The organism is Protofrankia sp. CiP1_Cm_nod1 (assembly GCF_920888515.1).
Classification (GTDB): Bacteria; Actinomycetota; Actinomycetes; order Frankiales; family Frankiaceae; genus Protofrankia.
The window spans coordinates 1-17,953 of the sequence record NZ_CAKKTM010000032.1 but is presented as its reverse complement, the minus strand read 5'-3'; the positions used below and the strand labels follow the sequence as shown (position 1 = coordinate 17,953).

12 protein-coding genes are annotated in these 17,953 nt (G+C 68.4%); 5 read left to right on the top strand and 7 right to left on the bottom strand.

Annotated elements, in window-relative coordinates:
- The first annotated feature begins 17 nt into the window (after positions 1 to 17).
- Positions 18 to 863, top strand: coding sequence for an SAM-dependent methyltransferase (locus NBX02_RS02090; RefSeq protein ID WP_250283224.1), 846 nt, complete (start codon positions 18 to 20; stop codon positions 861 to 863).
- An 89-nt stretch (positions 864 to 952) separates the two neighbouring features.
- Here NBX02_RS02090 and NBX02_RS02085 read toward each other — a convergent pair whose 3' ends face one another.
- Positions 953 to 2,716, bottom strand: coding sequence for a TIR domain-containing protein (locus NBX02_RS02085; RefSeq protein ID WP_250283225.1), 1,764 nt, complete (start codon positions 2,714 to 2,716; stop codon positions 953 to 955).
- Between the two features lie 722 nt (positions 2,717 to 3,438).
- Between NBX02_RS02085 and fsxC the strand changes: the two genes are divergently transcribed.
- From fsxC to NBX02_RS02070, 3 genes are read left to right on the top strand one after another with little or no spacing between them, the layout of a single operon-like run.
- Positions 3,439 to 4,866: an FxsC protein gene (gene fsxC, locus NBX02_RS02080; RefSeq protein WP_250283227.1), complete on the top strand. Its 1,428-nt coding sequence runs from the start codon at positions 3,439 to 3,441 to the stop codon at positions 4,864 to 4,866.
- A 2-nt stretch (positions 4,867 to 4,868) separates the two neighbouring features.
- On the top strand, positions 4,869 to 8,960 hold the full coding sequence (gene fxsT, locus NBX02_RS02075; RefSeq protein WP_250283229.1) for an FxSxx-COOH system tetratricopeptide repeat protein: 4,092 nt from the start codon (positions 4,869 to 4,871) through the stop codon (positions 8,958 to 8,960).
- A 25-nt stretch (positions 8,961 to 8,985) separates the two neighbouring features.
- Positions 8,986 to 10,038 (top strand): hypothetical protein, encoded by a 1,053-nt coding sequence (locus tag NBX02_RS02070; RefSeq protein WP_250289729.1) that lies wholly within the window; start codon positions 8,986 to 8,988, stop codon positions 10,036 to 10,038.
- Here NBX02_RS02070 and NBX02_RS02065 read toward each other — a convergent pair.
- The 4 genes from NBX02_RS02065 to NBX02_RS02050 form a co-directional block, all read right to left on the bottom strand.
- Positions 9,947 to 12,025 carry an aKG-HExxH-type peptide beta-hydroxylase gene (locus tag NBX02_RS02065; protein ID WP_250283234.1) on the bottom strand — a complete coding sequence of 693 codons (2,079 nt, stop codon included), beginning with the start codon at positions 12,023 to 12,025 and terminating at the stop codon, positions 9,947 to 9,949. The two genes, NBX02_RS02070 and NBX02_RS02065, sit on opposite strands and share 92 nt — an antisense overlap.
- The gene (locus NBX02_RS02060) at positions 12,022 to 13,248 is read right to left on the bottom strand and encodes an FxsB family cyclophane-forming radical SAM/SPASM peptide maturase (protein ID WP_250283237.1); all 1,227 of its coding nucleotides are present in this window, start codon (positions 13,246 to 13,248) and stop codon (positions 12,022 to 12,024) included. The genes NBX02_RS02065 and NBX02_RS02060 overlap by 4 nt, the downstream gene beginning before the upstream one ends.
- Positions 13,245 to 13,715 carry a hypothetical protein gene (locus tag NBX02_RS02055; protein WP_250283238.1) on the bottom strand — a complete coding sequence of 157 codons (471 nt, stop codon included), beginning with the start codon at positions 13,713 to 13,715 and terminating at the stop codon, positions 13,245 to 13,247. Before NBX02_RS02055 ends, NBX02_RS02060 begins: the two co-directional genes overlap by 4 nt.
- Positions 13,716 to 14,005: 290 nt before the next feature.
- Complete coding sequence (locus NBX02_RS02050) at positions 14,006 to 14,143, bottom strand: hypothetical protein (protein WP_250283241.1); 138 nt, start codon at positions 14,141 to 14,143, stop codon at positions 14,006 to 14,008.
- A 289-nt stretch (positions 14,144 to 14,432) separates the two neighbouring features.
- On the opposite strand from NBX02_RS02050, the gene NBX02_RS02045 reads away from it, so the two are divergent.
- A complete protein-coding gene (locus NBX02_RS02045) occupies positions 14,433 to 15,845 on the top strand; it encodes a cation:proton antiporter (protein ID WP_250283243.1) in 1,413 nt (470 codons plus the stop codon).
- A 211-nt stretch (positions 15,846 to 16,056) separates the two neighbouring features.
- Here NBX02_RS02045 and metK read toward each other — a convergent pair whose 3' ends face one another.
- Together metK and NBX02_RS02035 are read right to left on the bottom strand one after the other, a co-directional pair.
- The gene (gene metK, locus NBX02_RS02040) at positions 16,057 to 17,262 is read right to left on the bottom strand and encodes a methionine adenosyltransferase (RefSeq protein WP_250283244.1); all 1,206 of its coding nucleotides are present in this window, start codon (positions 17,260 to 17,262) and stop codon (positions 16,057 to 16,059) included.
- 318 nt (positions 17,263 to 17,580) lie between these two features.
- Positions 17,581 to 17,953: class II aldolase/adducin family protein (locus tag NBX02_RS02035; RefSeq protein ID WP_250283246.1), on the bottom strand; the 373-nt coding region annotated here is incomplete at its 5' end.

The window sequence follows — 17,953 nt, the reverse complement described above, 5'->3', positions numbered from 1 at the left end:
CGTAACATACCGAGGCGATGACAAACTGGACCGCTAAATCGAGCATCCCCGAGCCGGACGGCAGCTGGGGGCCGGGCGTAAATATTCGCTCCGACCGGCCCACGCCCGCCCGGATATACGACTACTTCCTCGGCGGCAAGGACAACTTCCCGGTCGACCGGGAAGCCGCCGAAAAGGTCAAGGAAGCCGTGGGCGCCGAGATCACCTCTGACGCGGCACGGGAGAACCGGCTCTTCCTCCGCCGCGTCGTACGGTGGCTGGCCGAGGCGGGCATCGACCAGTTCATCGACGTCGGTGCCGGCCTGCCCACCCAGGGCAACGTGCACGAGATCGTCCAGCAGGTCAACCCCGACGCCCACATCGTCTACGTCGACAACGACCCGATCGTCCTGGCTCACGGCCGGGCCCTGCTGGCCGACAACGCCACCACCACGGTCATCACCGCGGACCTGCGCAGCCCCGGAACAATCCTCGATCATCCCGACCTGCGCACTCTGATCGACTTCTCCCGACCGGTAGCCATCCTGTTCATAGCCGTTTTCCACTTCGTCACCGACGAGGAGGACCCGGCCGGCCTCATCGCCGCGTTCCGGAAACTGCTGGCACCCGGCTCCCACATCGCCCTGACACACGCGGCCACGGACGACGCGCCATCCGACCAGGTGGCCCGGGTCGAGCAGGTGTACAAGAACGCCACCTCGCCCTTCGTCTTCCGCTCACGCCAGCGGATCGAAGCCCTGTTCGCCGGCTTCGACCTGGTCGAGCCCGGCATCGTCCACCCCTGGCAGTGGCGTCCCGGCGAGGACGACATCCGCACCGCCTGGCAGTTCGCCGGCGTCGCCAGAAAGAGCGCTCAGGAATAAGCGCCCACGGGGAACATGCGCGCCGGCGGACCATCGCGCTGGTCCGCCGGCCCAGCCAGGCCGTGAGCCGCCTTCCTGCCGTGCTCGGGTCACCAGCGCGTGCGCAGGTCTTCGACGAGGGTGCGGACGCGGTGGACGCTTTCCGAGCCCGGGTCGATGTCATGGAGCGCGTCGGCGAGCGCGGTCAGCACCCCGGCATCGGCCTGGTCACCGGCGAACCGCACCACCTTCATGAAATAGGTACGCAGGTGCGGGGTCAGGGGAGGCCGGGGCTGGCGGCCGGAACGGTGACCGATGGCGACCACCCACTCCTGCCGGGCGGTCTGGTCATAAAGGACGTCGACCCGCTCCAGTGCCTCGACCAGCGCCAGGATGTCGTCGGGAGCGAGCCGGTTGCCGAGGCCGCCACCGCCTGGTCCACCAGAGACATCCCGCCTGCCGGAAGCACCGGCGCCAACGACGGCGACCAGTCCGCCCGAATCACCCTGCCCGGATTTCCCCGCCGATCCGGCTACGGCTGGCTTGCTGGACCGATCGGGGAGAACGGGGGGACCGGGAGAAACAGGCGGATTCGGCGCGGGAAAATCGCCGAACGCCGGCGCCAGACCGGCCGCCGTGTCACGGTCGAGCGGCGGCAGCGCGGCGGCGGCCGTTCGCAGCACCTTCTCGGCCAGCGCGATGATGAAACTCTGGTACTCCCGCGGATGCTGCCGCATGAGATCGACGACACAGCTGTCCGCGTATGCCCGCCCCAGACTCGGCGAGGTGAGCTGTATCCGCCGCGCCACGGCCGGGACGGGCTGCCGCCGCGGCACCCATTCCAGCGGAAGAATGTAACCGGGCGGCGAATCCGCGACCGTGCCCGTGGCCCCGCTCATGCCCGTGCTTGCGGCCCCGTTCATGGCCGCTCGCCGCATCCGCTCGCTGAAGACAGCCCATTCCCAGCCGCACCAGCCGCTGCGGAAGTAGTCGTCGGACAGCAGGGCGACCATGACCGGTATGGTACGGGCCGCCTCCCGCAGTTCGGTCTGCCATTCCGCCCCCAGCCCGATGTCCCAGGGGGCGAGAAAACCACGTGGCCGCGGTTCGCGGTCCGCCCTGACACCCAGTTCAGCGGTCAGGTCGGCGTGGAGCTTCTCCACCAGCTCACGGTCACCGGGACGAGCGGCGTAGCTGGTGAAAAAGATGAACCGGGGCACACTGCCTCCCAGCCGTTCCCGGCGGCCGGCACTGTCCTCTTCCTGCCGGTAGATGGTGACCTCCTCCCGCAGGCCACCGGACGGAGGACGGATCAGCGCGACCTCCTCGGGGGACAGCGACGGCAGTTCCTGCCCCGGCGTCGTCAACCGCCTGTGCGCCTCGAGAATTCGGTTCGCGGTCCGCTCCACCACCCGGTGGTAGTCGTCGTGATGTCTGCGCATGAGGTTGAACAGGCCGTCACCGGCGAAGGGTGCGCCACGTGCCGCGTCCCAGGACTGTGATTTAAGGACCTTCTCCACGGGAGTGATCGCCACTGGCCGCCAGATCAGCCCGATGACAGCGTCCTTTGGCCACTTCCCGTAGCGTTGACTGTAGATCCGCCCCCGCTGGTTGAAGATTTCCCAGTCGAGCGCGCACCGCGGGTCACTGAAATAAGAATCCGAATACAGCGCCACCATCACGGGCAGCTTCGCCGCGGGATGATCACCATCCGCTCGGACGCCGGGACTCCCCGGCACGGGATAGTCGAGCTGACCGCCGACGAGAACATCGGCGCCGCCTGCCCGCATCTGGCGTTCGAGATCGGTGTGGAAACGAGCCACCCATTTCCGGTCCTGCTCGGAGGCGTAGCTCGTCATGAAGTAGTAGCGCATGGACCCCCGCAGACCACGACCGCTCCGGCCGGACGCTCCGCCTCGGGACCGGGACCGGGAGCGCCCATCCGACCGGACCATCCAGTTCTGGTGGGACGTCGGAACACGGTGGCCCCCGACGCTCCACCGGGCAAAGATACACGTCTAATTCGGTCACATCATCTGTCGTTGTGACGACTCGGCATACGCCATGGCGCATCCAGCCCCTCCAGGCATACCGGGCCTCCGGCCCGACAGGTCGCCCCACCGTCCGCGCACTCCACCCACGACCCGCCCCACCTGCGCAGACGGGCTGGTCACAGCCTTTTCAGGCGACCGGTCGAGCCCCCACGCGCCGGCCATCCCACCGCCTCCTCACCACAGGACTCGGCCGTCACATATCGGACGGCCGGCTGCCCCGGCAACGGGTCAGGGGCTATAGTTGGGCGCGTTTCGTCAACCTTCCGCGGTGATGAGTTCGCGTTCGGTGGTCAGCCTCAGTCCGCCGTACACGGTCGACTTCCCGTGGTGGTCCCGCACGGCATCGGGGGATCTGCCGAGTGCGCGAGGTGGTACGGGGTGGTACACGACGAGCGGCGGCACGCCGATCGCGGCCGGACGCATGTCCCGTCGAGCACCCCTGCTCATCGGCCGGCGGCCTGCGCCGGGCCCGGAAACCCCGCCGGGGGTGCCGCGCCCACGGTGGCGCGATGCGATGACGGGCCGGATCGGCGTCAGTCGACATGACACCGTATTTCTTCGTCAGCCACGCCACCGGCGACGCCGACGCGGGGCACCTGCAACGGTTCTTCGGCGACCTCCAGCGCGAACTGCGCAACCAGCTCGGATACCCGCCGGATGCCACCGGCGAACTGTGGGCACCGGTTCACGGGCAGGAGCCACCAGCCGGGACGTACACACCCGATACGCCGGACGCGCCGGCAGCGTCCGCCCTGACCTGCCGGGTACTGGTCGCAGCCTATTCGGACGCCTATGTGCGCAGTACGCGCTGCGTCCGCGAATGGTCGGCGTTCCACGACCGGATGCGCTGGTACCAGCAGCGTACGGGGGCCGAACCGGCGTCGCTGATCGGTATCCCGTGGTCGGCCGGCTTCGACACCCTGCCTGGCATCCTGCGGACGGCGAGCCGCCTGCCCACCAACGCCGTCGAGATGGGCCGCACCGGCGGCCTGCGCCACCTCATGAGCGAGATGTACCGTTCCGGCGCGAGCGAGCGTTACCTGGCCTTCGTCCGGCAGGTCGCCGGTCTGGTGGTCGCCGGGGCCGCCGCCGACCTGCCCGTGATGACCGCGGCCGACCTGCCCTACGCCCGCCCGCGTCCGGAGCTCCTCGCCGCGGCCCCGCCCACCGCCGAATCCGCTCCTGTCAATGCCGCCGGTGCCGAGCCGGCACGGCAGGCCTCGCCACCGGACGCCGAACCCGAGCCTCCCTTAGCGCATACCGGGGACGACGTGGCCGAGACGCCGCGTCTCCCCGCCCGGAATCGGCGACATACCCGCAACCTGGGCCGGGTCGGGGTCGTCATCGCCGCCGCCACGGCGGACGAGCAGCCCTCCACCCGTACTCGGCGTGACTTCTACGGGACCGCGCCCGAGGACTGGCGGCCCTTCCTGCCGGCCACCGGCCGGCCCGCGTTCGCCCTGGCCCAGGCCGCCCTGAGTAAGAACGCGATCTACGACACGGTCTGCTACCCCGTCGGCGCCGAGCTCACCGAGCAGTTGGCCCGGGCCCGCGCCGACCGGCGCGTCATCGTCCTGCTCGTCGATCCATGGATCACCGGAGCGGAGCCCTACCAGGAGCTTCCCGCCGACATGGAACGCTGGCTGGCGACGGACCCGGCCGCCTCCGCGGGAATGCTGGCGGTGTTCAGCTCGACGGATGAGGAGACCGAGGAACAGGCCGAGAACCTGCGCGCGGAACTGTCCCGATGGTTCGCCCACGCGGACGCCGTCCGCTGGAACCGTCGCAAGGATGTCCGTACCCATGAGGAACTGGCCACGGACATCGTGTCCATGGTCATCCGCACCCAGAACATGTTGATAAACATGGCCGGGCCCGGCCCGGGAACCGGGCCGGGCGACATCCCCGACGACCCGGATCAGGGCAGACCGGTACTGCGCCGCCGGTGGCCGGATGACGCGGAACGGTGACGATGACAACGACAGTAGCCGGCACCACCGGGTCCCCGACCGGCCCGGGCGGCACCATCGTGACTTTCTATTCGTACAAGGGCGGGGTCGGACGGACGATGGCGGTCGCCAACGTCGCCTGGATCCTGGCCAGCGCGGGCCGGAAGGTGCTGGTCGTCGACTGGGATCTCGAGGCGCCGGGCCTGCGCAGCTATCTGCACCCGTTCTTCCTGGATTCGGATGCGGCCACTGACATCGAAGGCGTCGTCGACATGGTGCAGGGCTACGTCTCCGCGGCCTGGTACGATCCCAGGGCCGACCGGGCCGACCTGCGGCGGGAGTTCGCCGCGGTGGACCAGCGGGTGATCCACCTGCAGCTGGCCCGGCATTCCGGCTGGGGGAGCATCGACTTCCTCGGCCCTGGCCGGCAGGGCGGATCCTACGAGGCCACGATCGCCTCTCTGCCCTGGAGCGCGCTCTACGACAATCTCCGTGGTCGGCGGTTCTTCCAGGACATGCGGGCGAACATGCTCGCCGGCGGCTACGACTACATCCTCGTCGACAGCCGGACCGGTCTCGGCGACAGCGCATCGATCTGCACCAAGTTACTCCCGGACGTCGTCGTCCTCGGCTTCACTATGAACTCCCAGTCGATCATCGGCGCGGCCAACGTCGTCACCGACATCGAAAATCACCTGGACCGGGCTATCCGCGTCCTGCCAGTGCCGATGCGAGTCGAGCCCGGGGAGACCGAGAAACTGAACATCAGCCGGGAGCGCGTCCGGCGCTGTTTCCCCAGGCTGCCACGCGGCCTCGACGAGGCCGGCCGCAACACCTACTGGGGGCATGTTGAGATCCCCTACAAGTCGTTCTACGCCTACGAGGAAGTCCTCGCCGCCTTCGCGGAGCGACCGGAGAGCACGAACGGCCTGCTCAGTCCGTATGAATACCTCACCAATGTCATCACCAACGGCCAGGTCCAGAGCCTGAAGCCGCTGCCCGAGCCGGAACGCATACAATGGCTGCGGGCCTTTGAACGCCTGGTGCCCATGGACGTCAACACGGCGACGGTCGTCGCGGCGCCTCGGGGCCGGGTCTGGGCGGAATGGATCCGCACCGAGTTGGGCAATGTGCACATCTCCGTGCATGACATCTCCGCTCCACCCGCCTCAGCCGACAGGACCGCGCCCGTTAGGACCGCGCCCGGTGGCGTTGACGGCCGGGACCAGGAACCGGTCGTGATCGTACTCACCCAGGATCTGCTCGATTCTTCACCGTGGCGCGAATATCTCAGAGGACTGATCAACGCGCGGGTCAGCGGAGACGATGCCACGACCGTTCCCAGGATCGTCGGGATCCGGGTGGACACCAACGAGTTCCGCGAGCCGTTCGACCTGATCGCCAAGGTGCAGCTCGGCATGTTCACCGAGCAGAAGGCACGTTCCACCCTGCTGAGGCAACTGGGCCGGACCGGACCGGCGACAACCGCTGACCCCCCTCCCGGAGGCACCCGGTTCCCCGGCAGCGTCCCCGAGATCAGGACGTCGCTGCGGGTCAACCCGCGATTCGTCGGCCGGGAGGAGCATCTCAGCCGCGCCCGGGACTACCTGACCTGGTCGAGGACCAGGCCGTTGCTGCCGCTGGCCCTCTGCGGCGGGCGCGGCCACGGAAAAACCGAGATCGCGGTCGAGTACGCCCACCGTTTCGCCTCGGACTACGACCTGGTCTGGTGGGTCCGGGCCAGCAGCGCCGAGGCCGCCCGGGACAGCCTGGAGCAACTACTGAAAGCCATCAGCGAGCACCCGGCCGCGTACGGGTACCGCGCGAAGAGCTGGTCGGCGGCGGCGGATCCGGTGGCCGAGATGCTCACGGATCTTGTCAGCGACCGGCTGGCCAAACGCTGGCTGCTCGTCTATGACGACGCGACCGACCGGGCGGCGCTGGGCGGGCTCCTCCCGGAATCGGGGATCTACGGACACGTCCTGATCACCACTGCCGAGGAGGCCGGCTGGCGGAACAGCGCGGAGATCATGCGCGTGGACCCGTTCACCCCGGCCGAGGCCGACACACTGATGCGCAAGCGGATCGGGTACGCCGAGGACGACCTCATCGCGTCAGTCACCAGAAGGCTGGGCTACCTGCCGCAGGCGGTCGACCATGCCGCGACGTGGATAGTCGAGTCGGGCATAGAGGCGAGCGAAGCCGTACGGCACTACCTCAGGCTGCTCGACCGTGCCGTGGAAGACCTGGCGGCCGGTCGCACCGACGGCGTCGCGCCACCCATCCTGCAGAGCTTGCTGGTGTCCCTGGACACGTTGGAGAAGCGGTCACGGCCACGCCTCCGCTTCCTGGAACTGTGCGCCTTCCTGTCGACGGAGGGCATCTCCATGAAGCTGCTGAAGTCACGCGGCATGTTGGAGGTACTGCAGCAGCCGGACGACAACCTGCCGGACAGCCCGGACACCACGCTGCCGGGCGGCCCGGACACCGGGCTCATCGACCGGATCCTCCAAAATGTGGCCAACGAGCTCACGCTGGTACGGATAGGCCCGCGCTGGGAGTCACTGAGCCTGCCTCCCGTGCTGTGCGACCTGTTGCGGAGCCGGATGCGCCAGGCCGGCACCCTCGAGAAGCGGCGGACCGAGATTCTGCGGGTGCTGGCCGCCTTCGCCCCGCTGGACGAGCCGTCGGACGATCCCAAGGACAGCGAGCGCTACGCCGAGCTCCAGCGGCACATCAAACCTTCCGGCGCGGTCAGCAGTCTCGACGACGCGGTGCGCCGCTGGCTGGTGCACCAGACCCGCTACCTGTTGCAGTCCACGACCGCGACGAAGGCGCGGGACCTCGGCGAGGGCCTACTGGCGTACTGGGCGGCCGCGGCTCCGCACCGCGAGAGCGACGTCCTGCGCCTGCGCCTGGCCACCCACGTCTCCAACGCCTACCGGGAGCTGTCCCAGTTCCCTGAGGCGATCAGGCTCAACAACGAGACCCATGAGCGGCAGACGGCTGTCTTCCCCTCGGGGCACCCGCATGTCTGGTGGACATCCGGCAGCCTCGCGCTGGACCGACGGCAGACAGGCAAGTTCCGGGACGCCCAACGGTATGATGAGGAAGCTTTCGCGGGCTTCCGGAGCCAGTACGGCGACGATCATCTGTACACCATCATCGCCTCTTACAACCTGGCCCACTGCCTGTTCTTCTACGGTGACGTCAGCGCCGCGCTGAAGGGTGCGCTGGAGACCTTCGAACGCGCCCGCCGGGTCCTCGGTGACGAGCGGTCGCAGACCTGGGTGTCGGCGTTGAGCGTGGGCTTCCTGCAGCGGCAGATGGGCGAACTGGAGGATGCGAAGGACCGGCTGCAGCAAGCCCGCCGTTTTTTCAACGAGCGGTCCGACAAGACCCGTCACCTGGCGTACACGGATCACCTACTAGCGACAATATTCAGGCTACAGGGCGACTACGATACGGCCCGTAAGTCTGACCAGGATGCGCTCGACAGATACCGCACGACATCCGAATACCATCCGGATAGGCCTGAGGAGCTCACCTGCGAACTCAGCCTGGCCACCGACCTGTCCCTACTCGGTGAGCACGACCAGGCGGTGGCTCTCGGCCGCAAAGTTCTCGCCGGATATGGACGCTACCGGGAGAAACTCGCCGACCAGGAGGAACTCGCCGGCCAGACGAAAGAGAAACACCCGTTCGAATATATCTGCATGGCGAACCTGGCGCTCTACCTGCGGGCCAAGGGCCGGGCGGAGCGGGCCCGCGAAAACACCGGGAATGCCCGTGCTTCCTTCGACGAGGCACGCGAGCTGAGTTGGAAAGCCATGACCGGCCTGCGTTCCGACGACCAGGTCGGGGAAGAGCATTTCTTCACCCTGACGGCGGCGGTCGGCCACGCGAACAGCCTGGTGGCGGTGGGCGAGATCGAGGACGCACGCGATCTCGACAGGCAGACCCACGATGCGTTCCTACGCTACTACACCCCCAGATATCCAGATACCAAGCTCGCGGGCGAGAACTACCGAGACAGCTCCGCCCGGTTGTCGAAGGCGCCGGACAGCGCGGGCTCCGACCGGCACGAGATCCCGATCGAAATACCAATACCGTGAACGCGCGCCGAAGGAGATGGTGATGATGGACACGGCCCCGCCCATCCAGCCGGATCCGAAGCCGGGTCCAAAGATCGTGTTCCACCGCGGCCTCGACAGCGCCTCCGACCACCGGGGAGAGAGAAGCCGCTACCACGATCTCGTCAACCGCTGCCGACAGCACGTCGGCGTGCACCGGATCCACCATGTCGGGCATTTCGTCAACGGGATCCCGAACTTCTCCGTCGACATTCTCGAGCACGAGGAACTGGCCGGTCACTTCGATGCCGGCTCCTCGGGCCCGGCGAACCTGCGCGCGACCCTGATCCAGATCGGCCGGAAATTCAACTACGACATCGGACGCGTTGACCGGAACCTGGCAGACATGTGGACCGGCCGGCTCATGCGAACCATTTTCGACGTTAGCCACTTCGGGGTGTACTGGTACTGGATCCACGGCAACGAATACCTCGTGGGGCTGACCCTGGGCGGGCAGCACGTGGACGACGCGGACCGTTCCATGGCCGCCATAGCCGAATCGATCCTCGAGTCCCTGGGCCGGCCACCACGGAACTACGGCGGTTTCCAACGAGGAATCCCCCGGGATCCTGCCCGGTACGGCGACGGGCAGGTCACACCCGCCGTCAACTGGTCCCGGTCGTCCACGGTCGGCCGGATGGAGAGGCAGGCCGCCGAAGAGTGCCGGTTCGCGGTACACCCGGCGGACCTGCACTACGTCGCCTTCTTCGCGGACGGCAGATGGCAGTTCTCTGTGGACGTCCTCGACAGCGAGCGGACAAAGTCGTTCGGTGGGCTGGACGCCGTGGACCGACGCGGCCTCTACCAGGAGTTCGGCGAACGGTTCCAGTTCATCACCAGCCAGTTCGACAGGATGCTGACATCGATCAGCCCGTCCGAGCCGGGCCGTCTGGTGCGGACGGTCCTCGACGTCGAGGCGGGGGCGCTGTACCACCATCCGGTCGCCCTGGGCCGGTACGTCGTCGGCGTTACCCTCTTCCAGGACCAGGTCGCGCAGGCCGACGACCGAATCCGGACGCTGGTGGAAAGTCTGCGCCGGGGCCTGGACTGGTCGCCGTGACGATCCAGGCGGCAGTACTCATCCAGGCGGCGAGGACGTCCGGATCGGTCGTAGTACCCGGCGTCGCACGCAGGAAGACATACAGTGCCCGAACGGTCTCCGGGTGAGAGGTGAGCGCGGCGACCGCCGGTGTGACGGCGTACCCGCGGGCCACCGCGAGCCCCGCCCAAGAGGTGGCGCCACCTGGCCACCTGGCCAGATGCGCCTTGTACAGCTCGGCGGCACGCGCGTAGTAGCCGCTCACCAGAGCGATGTCAGCGATCATGTCGAGGCCGGCGACGCCGGCCGTGCCGGCGCTCTCAAGGACCGCGTCGACAGCCTGGAAAGCCTCCGGATCGTCCAGCCAGCGCCGGACAAGTACGCCGCGCCTGGTTTCCGCGCGCTCCTGGCTGCCGGCGACCACCTCCACGGCTGGTGGCTCGCGCGGGCAGGGCCGGCCCGCCGACCAGGCGTCCGCCCACCGCCGTAGCTGGCCGTCGTCCGGGCTCAGGTGCGACAGCCGCCACATCGCCCGATGGTCCACGGCCATATCCCGTGCCCGCGCCGCCACCGCGTCGTCGACGGGCAGCTCCTCCCAGCGGCGCAGGGCGTGCGCCATGCCCTCGACGAAACGCCGGCCCAGCGCGGTCAGCACCCGGGAGGAGCGCAACGTGTCCACGGCGGCGGCCACCGCCTCCCGGCAGCGGACGAACTCGAACTCCGCGATCCGGCGCGTGCGCGCGCCACCGCTGCGGCGCTGGACGTTCCAGAACTCCAGCAGCCCGAGAAAAGCGTAGGCCCCCTGGAACAGCCCGGTAACGGGACGCGGGTCCGGCCGCCAGCCCGCGTAATAGATCTTCTCGCGACGATCCTGCCGATCTTCCAACAGGGGCAGGATGTCCATGAGCGCGTACAGCTTGGTGTGCTGGAACTCGTGCAGCAGATCGGTGGCCAGCGCGGCCGCGCTGGTGGGGGTGATCAGACAGACAGCTCCGAAGGCGTCCACGGAGGTGGCGGAGACGGCATGCCCCGCCCGGGCGTCCAGCAGTGGGACGAACACGGTGAGCCCCGCGCGGACGGCGTCCGCGCGCTGTGGATGATGGCGGACGAGCAGCGCCCATGCCTCGTCGAGGAGCATCTGCCAGCGGGCGACCTCATGATCCTCCAGTCCGTCACGGACCTGGAGTGCGCCGAAGCGCCGGTAGGGATCGGCATCGTCGAGCGCCACCTCGAGACGACGGCCCTCCGCGGTGCTGCGCAGCCGGCGCAGCGGGAACCAGCATCCGCCTCCCGCTGCGTCGGCGTCCACGCCGCCGCTTCCCGGAGCGCCAGCGACCGCTTCGTTGGCGCCCGCACCACCGGAGCCAGCGCCGCCGGCCTCCGGGCGGCTGACGACCACGCCGCCGGTGTCCGCGTCACCGATGTCCACCTCGGCCCGGAGGCCGTCCCCGGTGATGATGATCCGGTGGGAGCCGGCCGCGGCGCGCACCCGTACCCGCTCGGCGCCGCCAGGCATGCGCAGATGCCCGAAGGTGGGCAGGAAGAGCTGTCCCGCCCTGGTCCGGACCGTGATGTCGACGGCGTGCGCCGCCCGCAGCGCCGCCGCCACCGCGATCCCGCCCAGACAGCCGAGATCCTCCTCCAGGGGGACCGTCCCGGCCTCCTCCAGGGGGACCGTCCCGGCCTGCTCAAGGGGGACAGTCCCGGCCTGTCCGCGCAGCCGGCGCAGGCAGTGCGTCCCCCACATCCCGACCATCGGATACGCCAGGACGCTGTCGGCCGCGGGGCGCGACCGCCGGGCGGCCGCGGCCAACAGCGCGAGCCCGTCCTGGAAGCACTCGAGCGGCTCGCGGCCGCCGTGCCGGGCGGCCACCTCGTCCCGGATCGCTCGTAGGAGCAGCAGCCGCCGGCTGAGCTGGGCGCCGCGTAACGCGGCGATGGCTGCGGCGTCGCCGGCACCGCTGGCGAGCGCGTCGAAGTCGGCCGCGGCCAGCCGATGGGTCCTCACCGCACGGCCCGTTCCGCTCCGCCCGCTCCCGGCCCGGCCGGTCCCATCCGTCGGATGCCGGCGACGTCGTCCACCAGCCGGCGTCGGATGTGGCCGATGAGACGCAGCAGGTCCGGGCAGTAGACGGAGGGGTTGCGGAAACCTGTTCCCGCCCGGTAGCGGTGCGGGTAGAAACCGCCCCCGCAGACCCGCACGACCTCGCAGCGCAGGCACGTTCCGGCGAGGGCCGCGAGCCCGAGCTGACGCTCGACGACACCCGGATGCCTGAGAACATCGTCGAAGGAATGGTCCCGCACGTTGCGACCGGTCGCGGCCGCTCCCGGGAAGGCGGATTTCAGCACGTCGCTCTGTTCGAGCGTGCCGTCGGTCTCCACCACCACAAGCGCGGCCGGGGAAAGGCCGACCGTCTCGGTGTCGCTCGGCCAGCCGAGCAGCAGGAACATGATTTCCTGGAAAATCCGGACGGTCGTTTCCGGCGCGGGGCTGTCATACCATTCGTCGAACGCCGCGATGAGCCAGTCGGCGTACGGCGTCGAGGTGCTGTCCGCCGGTCTGCCCGGCGGGCGGTGCGACCAGTTCCCGTGCGGCAGCAGGAAATCGATGACCGGCGGCCGGAATGCGCACAGTGCGCGATGGACTTCCACCGGATCCTGGTCGAGGTCGACCGTGCACAGCAGCCCCCGGAAAAGCCGCCGGTGACGGGACGCCCCGAGCAGCCCCAACGCGTCGGCGACGGCCTGGAAACTGCCGCGGCCGTCCCGGAAGCGCCGGTGACGGTCGTGCCCGGCACGGGCGCCGTCGAGGCTGACGCTCACGCCGACGTCCAGGGCAGCGAGAACGTCGAGGAACGCCTCGTCCAGCAGCACGCCGTTGGTCTGGACGCTGATCAGGACATCCGTTCCCGGGCCGGCCTCGCGCCGGATCATCGTCACCACGTCCGTGATGAGCGCCGGGCCGGCGAGCAGCGGCTCGCCGCCGTGGAACACCACGTGGACGTCCGGGAGACCGTGCGTGTGGGCGTGCTCGGCGATCCGGCGGGCTGTCAGACGGGCTGTCTCTCTCGTCATCACGGCGGGCTGGGCCCGCCAGCCCTGGTCCACAGAACGGTAGACGTAGCAGTAGTCGCAGGCGAGGTTGCACCGGCTGTGCAGCTTCACGATGAACTCGCGGAACGGGACCGGGCGCCGGCCCGGACCGGGCTGTTGTTCTCGCCGCGGGCTCACAGCTTCACCATGTGCTTCGCGATCGCCACCCCCGGACGATCGACATCCCGCAGAACGGCGCGCAGCGACCTGGACAGCACGGAGTCCTCAAGCATGGCCACCGTTTCGAGATCGACACTGGTCAGGTCCACCATGGCCGACTCGATGTCGGGCGAAGCGATGCCCGGGACATCAACACCCGGAACGGCGATGCCCGGGACCGTGATGCCGGAAGTGGGGATGCCGGGTATACCGTCGGGAATGGCGCTGGACACGGTGTCGGCGATACCAGCCCCGGGGTGGATGCCGCCCCGGTTCATCCTGCCGCCCCGATCCGCGCCGTCGCCCCGGCTCGTGTCGTTGCCCCGGTCCTCGGCGGCCCCGTTGGCCAGGCCGTCGCGCCGGGCGGCGGGGTCCGTCGCGCGCCAATGACTCACGAGCCGCGCGCCATCCACACAGGTGCGTGTCGTTGTCATGTCCTCGGCCATTCCGGAGTCCTCCAGAGCGACCTGGCCGGGGTGGAGAGGGATACCCTGGGTGTCGGGGTGCCGGCCATCGTGTCCGCCGGAGCGGCTCGCGCCGACGGACCGAACCGTCTTCTTTCCTGCCACCCGGTCCCCCCAGCCCGCTGGTTGGCGGCTCCGCCATGGCTGACAACGAATTCAGCGTATCCGGCGAAGCCGACCAAGGAATTCTGTTACCGATCGTAGTGTGCGGAAGGGTGCCGCCGCTTCCCAATGACCGGAACCAGACCCATCATGACGCAAGCCAGTCCCGATCAACGCCGTTTACCCAGGTCACCGGCATCAGGGCTACAGCCCGAGATGCCGGGAGCCAGCGCCAGGCCGACAACGACTCGGACGAGGGCGTAGGCGAGGGCGTGGACGAGGGCGTAGGCAAGGGCGTAAAGGGCCATGGTCGCCAGGAACACGCTCCGCCGGAAGACACACCAAATCGCCGACGAACAAGGGTAGTCTGACGAAAGATCATCAGCTAGACTTGCCCGACGGGGATCGAGAGGATCGTCATGCACACGGGTGCCTTCGTCGATATATATGAACCAAATTGCAGTCCGCCTGGTTGCCCACCAGTGAAACGATCTTCCGTGGCCACGTTCGCCTTCCTCTTCCCTCTCATGCTCATCAGCCGTGGGTGACGATGCCTGGCGCCCCGGCTCCGCCAGCCAGCGAGGGAAGGCGTGAACCATGCGGCTCCTTGTCCGGGAAGCAGGTCATCTGCTGCTACTGACGGCCTTCATCCTCGCCGGGGTTGTCGCCGCCGTCGTACTCGACATCCGCGAAATCACTGACAGTTCGCTCTACTTCGGCGTCATAGCCACCCTGCTCGCGATCGGCCTGTACGGCAGCACCAGCGGTATCTCACGGGTGGCCAGAAAGGACCTGCGAACGATCCTGCTGGTGGTCACCGTCGGTGTGGTCCTCAAGGCCGCGCTCGTCGGCGGCGTTCTCTCCCTGGCCTTCGGGGACCCGGTCTTCTTCCTGCTGGCCGTGGCAGTAGCCCAGATAGATCCGCTGTCCGTGACCGCGTTCATGCAGAACTCCAGGATGTCGGAACGCGCCAAGACGGTGCTGGCGTCCTGGTCGTCCTTTGACGATCCGGTCACCGTCATACTGACGGTGACGCTGGCCACGACGCTGGGGCCCACTCTCGGCAGCGACCGGGCGCAGATCGCCGACACCTTCGGCGGCACCGACGGGTTCGTCGGTTTTCTCACGAATTTTGGCTACAACGCCGGGCTGGTCGCGGCCGCCGGGTTTGTCTGGTTGGCCGCGAAAAAACGCACGGCAACCGCCGTCGCCGCTGTCGGCGCCGTGGCCGCTGCCGCCGTCTCGTATTTTCTCATGCTTGGTCTGGCCGTCGCTGGTCTTTTCATGCGGCCGGCGACACCGAAATGGGCGGCCGTCGTGGAACGGGCCGTCCAGATCGCCTTTTACGGTGCCGCCGTGGCCCTGGGTCTTCTCCTCGCCCGCGGTATCGATCTCGGCGCCGGGATCGCGCTGGGTGCTGCCGCCTTCGCCGCCCAGATAGTGGTGGGTTTTGCGCTGACCGCCCGGCTGCCCCGTACCGACCGCGTCCACCTCGCCGTGTCCCAGCAGAACGGGATCACCAGCATCGTGCTGGCACTGGCGCTGGAACCGTCCATTCCCGGAACAGTCGCGATCATCGGCCCCGCAATCATCACCATCAACACACTGCACGCCGTGTGCAACCGCCTGCTGGACGCCCCGCCCACACAGCTTCTGGGCGCTCTACGCCGACTTTTCCCTCCCTCAGGCCCGCATCCCGCATCCAGACCAGCCCCGTCAGAGCCGGTCACGTCCGATCCGCAGGCCGTCACCCGGACAGGCGACCGTGCGGATATTCCGGGCCAGCTCGTGAATCTCCGCCCCATACCCAAACCGTCCGTCGTGAGGGACGACGGTCAGCCGCCACGGAACGGGCCCCAGGCAACCCCCGCCGAACAGCCCGGCCCATCGGCAGACCAGCCAGCCGGGTACGGACACGGAAAACCAGCACACACACCGGGAAGTCGGCGCCATGGGACATCCCGGGACAGTCATCCAGTGATCAAAAATCCGGTTTTCAACGATCCCTGACAGTCAGTAGTCGCTACCGGGGCCGAGCAGGATTTTTCGGCCGGAGAACTCCCGGCGGACGCCGTAGTGGCAGGTTATCCGGTGGCAACGAACAACCTGCCACTACATGACTTCTCGAACGCGGACACTTCGCCGCTTCTCCCCGGCCCGACGGCGTACGGACTTCGCGGAGGCATTGCCGGCAGACAAGGCCCGCAGGCACGAACCGCGGTCAGTTGACGGCGGCTCGTAGTTGTTCGACTCGGTCCGTGCGCTCCCAGGTGAAGTCGGGGAGCTCCCGGCCGAAGTGGCCGTAGCTCGCGGTCTGCGCGTAGATGGGCCGCAGCAGGTCCAGATCCCGGATGATCGCGGCCGGGCGGAGGTCGAAGACCGTCGAGACCGCCCGTTCGATGGCGGCCACCGGCACCTGCTCGGTGCCGAAGGTCTCCACGAACAGGCCGACCGGCTCGGCCTTGCCGATGGCGTAGGCGACCTGGAGTTCGACCCGGCGGGCGAGCCCGCTCGCCACGACGTTCTTGGCCACCCAACGCAGGGCGTAAGCGGCCGAACGGTCGACCTTGGACGGGTCCTTGCCGGAGAAGGCACCGCCGCCGTGCCGGGCGTACCCGCCATAGGTGTCAATAATGATCTTCCGGCCGGTCAGGCCCGCGTCACCCTGCGGGCCGCCGATCTCGAAGCGGCCGGTCGGGTTGACCAGCAGCCGGTAGCCGTCCACCTCGATACCGAGGTTCTGCTCGGCCACCCGCTTGAGCTCCGGCTCGATCACCAGTGCCCGGATGTCCGGGGTGAGCTGCTGCTCCAGGTCGATGTCGGCGGCGTGGTGGGCGGAGACGACGACGGTGTCCAGCCGGACCGGCCGGTCGCCGTCGTACTCGATGGTCACCTGGGTCTTGCCGTCCGGGCGCAGGTAGGGCACGGAGCCGTCGCGGCGGACCTGGGCGAGCCGCTGGGCCAGCCGGTGCGCGAGCGTGATCGGCAGCGGCAGCCGTTCCGGGGTCTCGTCCGTGGCGTAGCCGAACATCAGGCCCTGGTCGCCGGCGCCCTGCCGGCCGAGCTCGTCCTGTTCACCTTCCACCCGGGCCTCGTAGGCGTTCTCGACACCCTGGGCGATGTCGGGCGACTGGGAGCCGATCGAAACGGTCACCCCACACGTCGACCCGTCGAACCCCTTGGCGGACGAGTCGTAGCCGATCTCGATGAGCTTGTTGCGGACGACGCTCGGAATATCGACGTAGATCTCGGAGGTGACCTCGCCGGCAACGTGCACCAGGCCGGTCGTCAGCAGGGTCTCGACAGCGACGTGGGACCGCGGGTCACCAGCGAGGAAAGCGTCGAGAACGGCGTCGCTGATCTGGTCGGCGAGCTTGTCGGGATGTCCTTCGGTAACAGATTCCGACGTGAAGAGTCGACGGGACACGGCTTGCACCTCATCTCGTGGGCGTGAATACACCTGTCGGGCGGATCCACCGACCATTTGTCCATATATATGGAACGTTCGGCACGAACCGTACCGGATCCGGACCGGAAGACAGGGGCGGGGCGGGACAGGCTCAGGAAGCCGTACAGATGGCCGAACTCACCCCGGCGAAATCAATATGGGCTCGCCCCACGAGCACCACCGGGATATACACGGTATTGACTTTCACACGCCGGTCACGAGATCGTCAACATCACCCATACTGTGACTTAAATCACGCAACTTTTCTTGATTTTCTTCAATAAGGGTGATAAATGCTTATCTGTCACTGAGTGCCCACTCCAGCAGCCACTGGACGGCCTCGGTGTGCCGCCGCGCCGCACCGAGATCCTCCCCCCAGGCATACAGGCCGTGCCGGGCGATCAGGATGGCCGGGGTCCGCGGATCCCGCAGCGCCGCCATCCGGTCGCCGAGGCCGGTCATCTCCTGGCTGTTGCCCACCACCGGGATGCGGACGCGGTCGCCGTCGGCGCCACGTCCCAGCGCCTTGAGCATCTCCAGGCCCTCGAGCTCGACGCCGCCCGGCCAGCGTTCGGCGGCCCGCACCGACACGACCGTGTGGACGTGCACGACCGCCCCCGCGCCGGCGGCCTCGGCGAGCCGCGCGTGCAGCGCCGCCTCGGCCGACGGC

Bases quoted from the DNA above. Each gene is read 5' to 3' on its own strand.
- NBX02_RS02090 (WP_250283224.1), top strand. From the start codon at position 18: ATGACAAACTGGACCGCTAAATCGAGCATCCCCGAGCCGGACGGCAGC.
- NBX02_RS02085 (WP_250283225.1), bottom strand. From the start codon at position 2,716: ATGCGCTACTACTTCATGACGAGCTACGCCTCCGAGCAGGACCGGAAA.
- fsxC (WP_250283227.1), top strand. From the start codon at position 3,439: ATGACACCGTATTTCTTCGTCAGCCACGCCACCGGCGACGCCGACGCG.
- fxsT (WP_250283229.1), top strand. From the start codon at position 4,869: ATGACAACGACAGTAGCCGGCACCACCGGGTCCCCGACCGGCCCGGGC.
- NBX02_RS02070 (WP_250289729.1), top strand. From the start codon at position 8,986: ATGGACACGGCCCCGCCCATCCAGCCGGATCCGAAGCCGGGTCCAAAG.
- NBX02_RS02055 (WP_250283238.1), bottom strand. From the start codon at position 13,715: ATGGCCGAGGACATGACAACGACACGCACCTGTGTGGATGGCGCGCGG.
- NBX02_RS02050 (WP_250283241.1), bottom strand. From the start codon at position 14,143: ATGGCCCTTTACGCCCTTGCCTACGCCCTCGTCCACGCCCTCGCCTAC.
- NBX02_RS02045 (WP_250283243.1), top strand. From the start codon at position 14,433: ATGCGGCTCCTTGTCCGGGAAGCAGGTCATCTGCTGCTACTGACGGCC.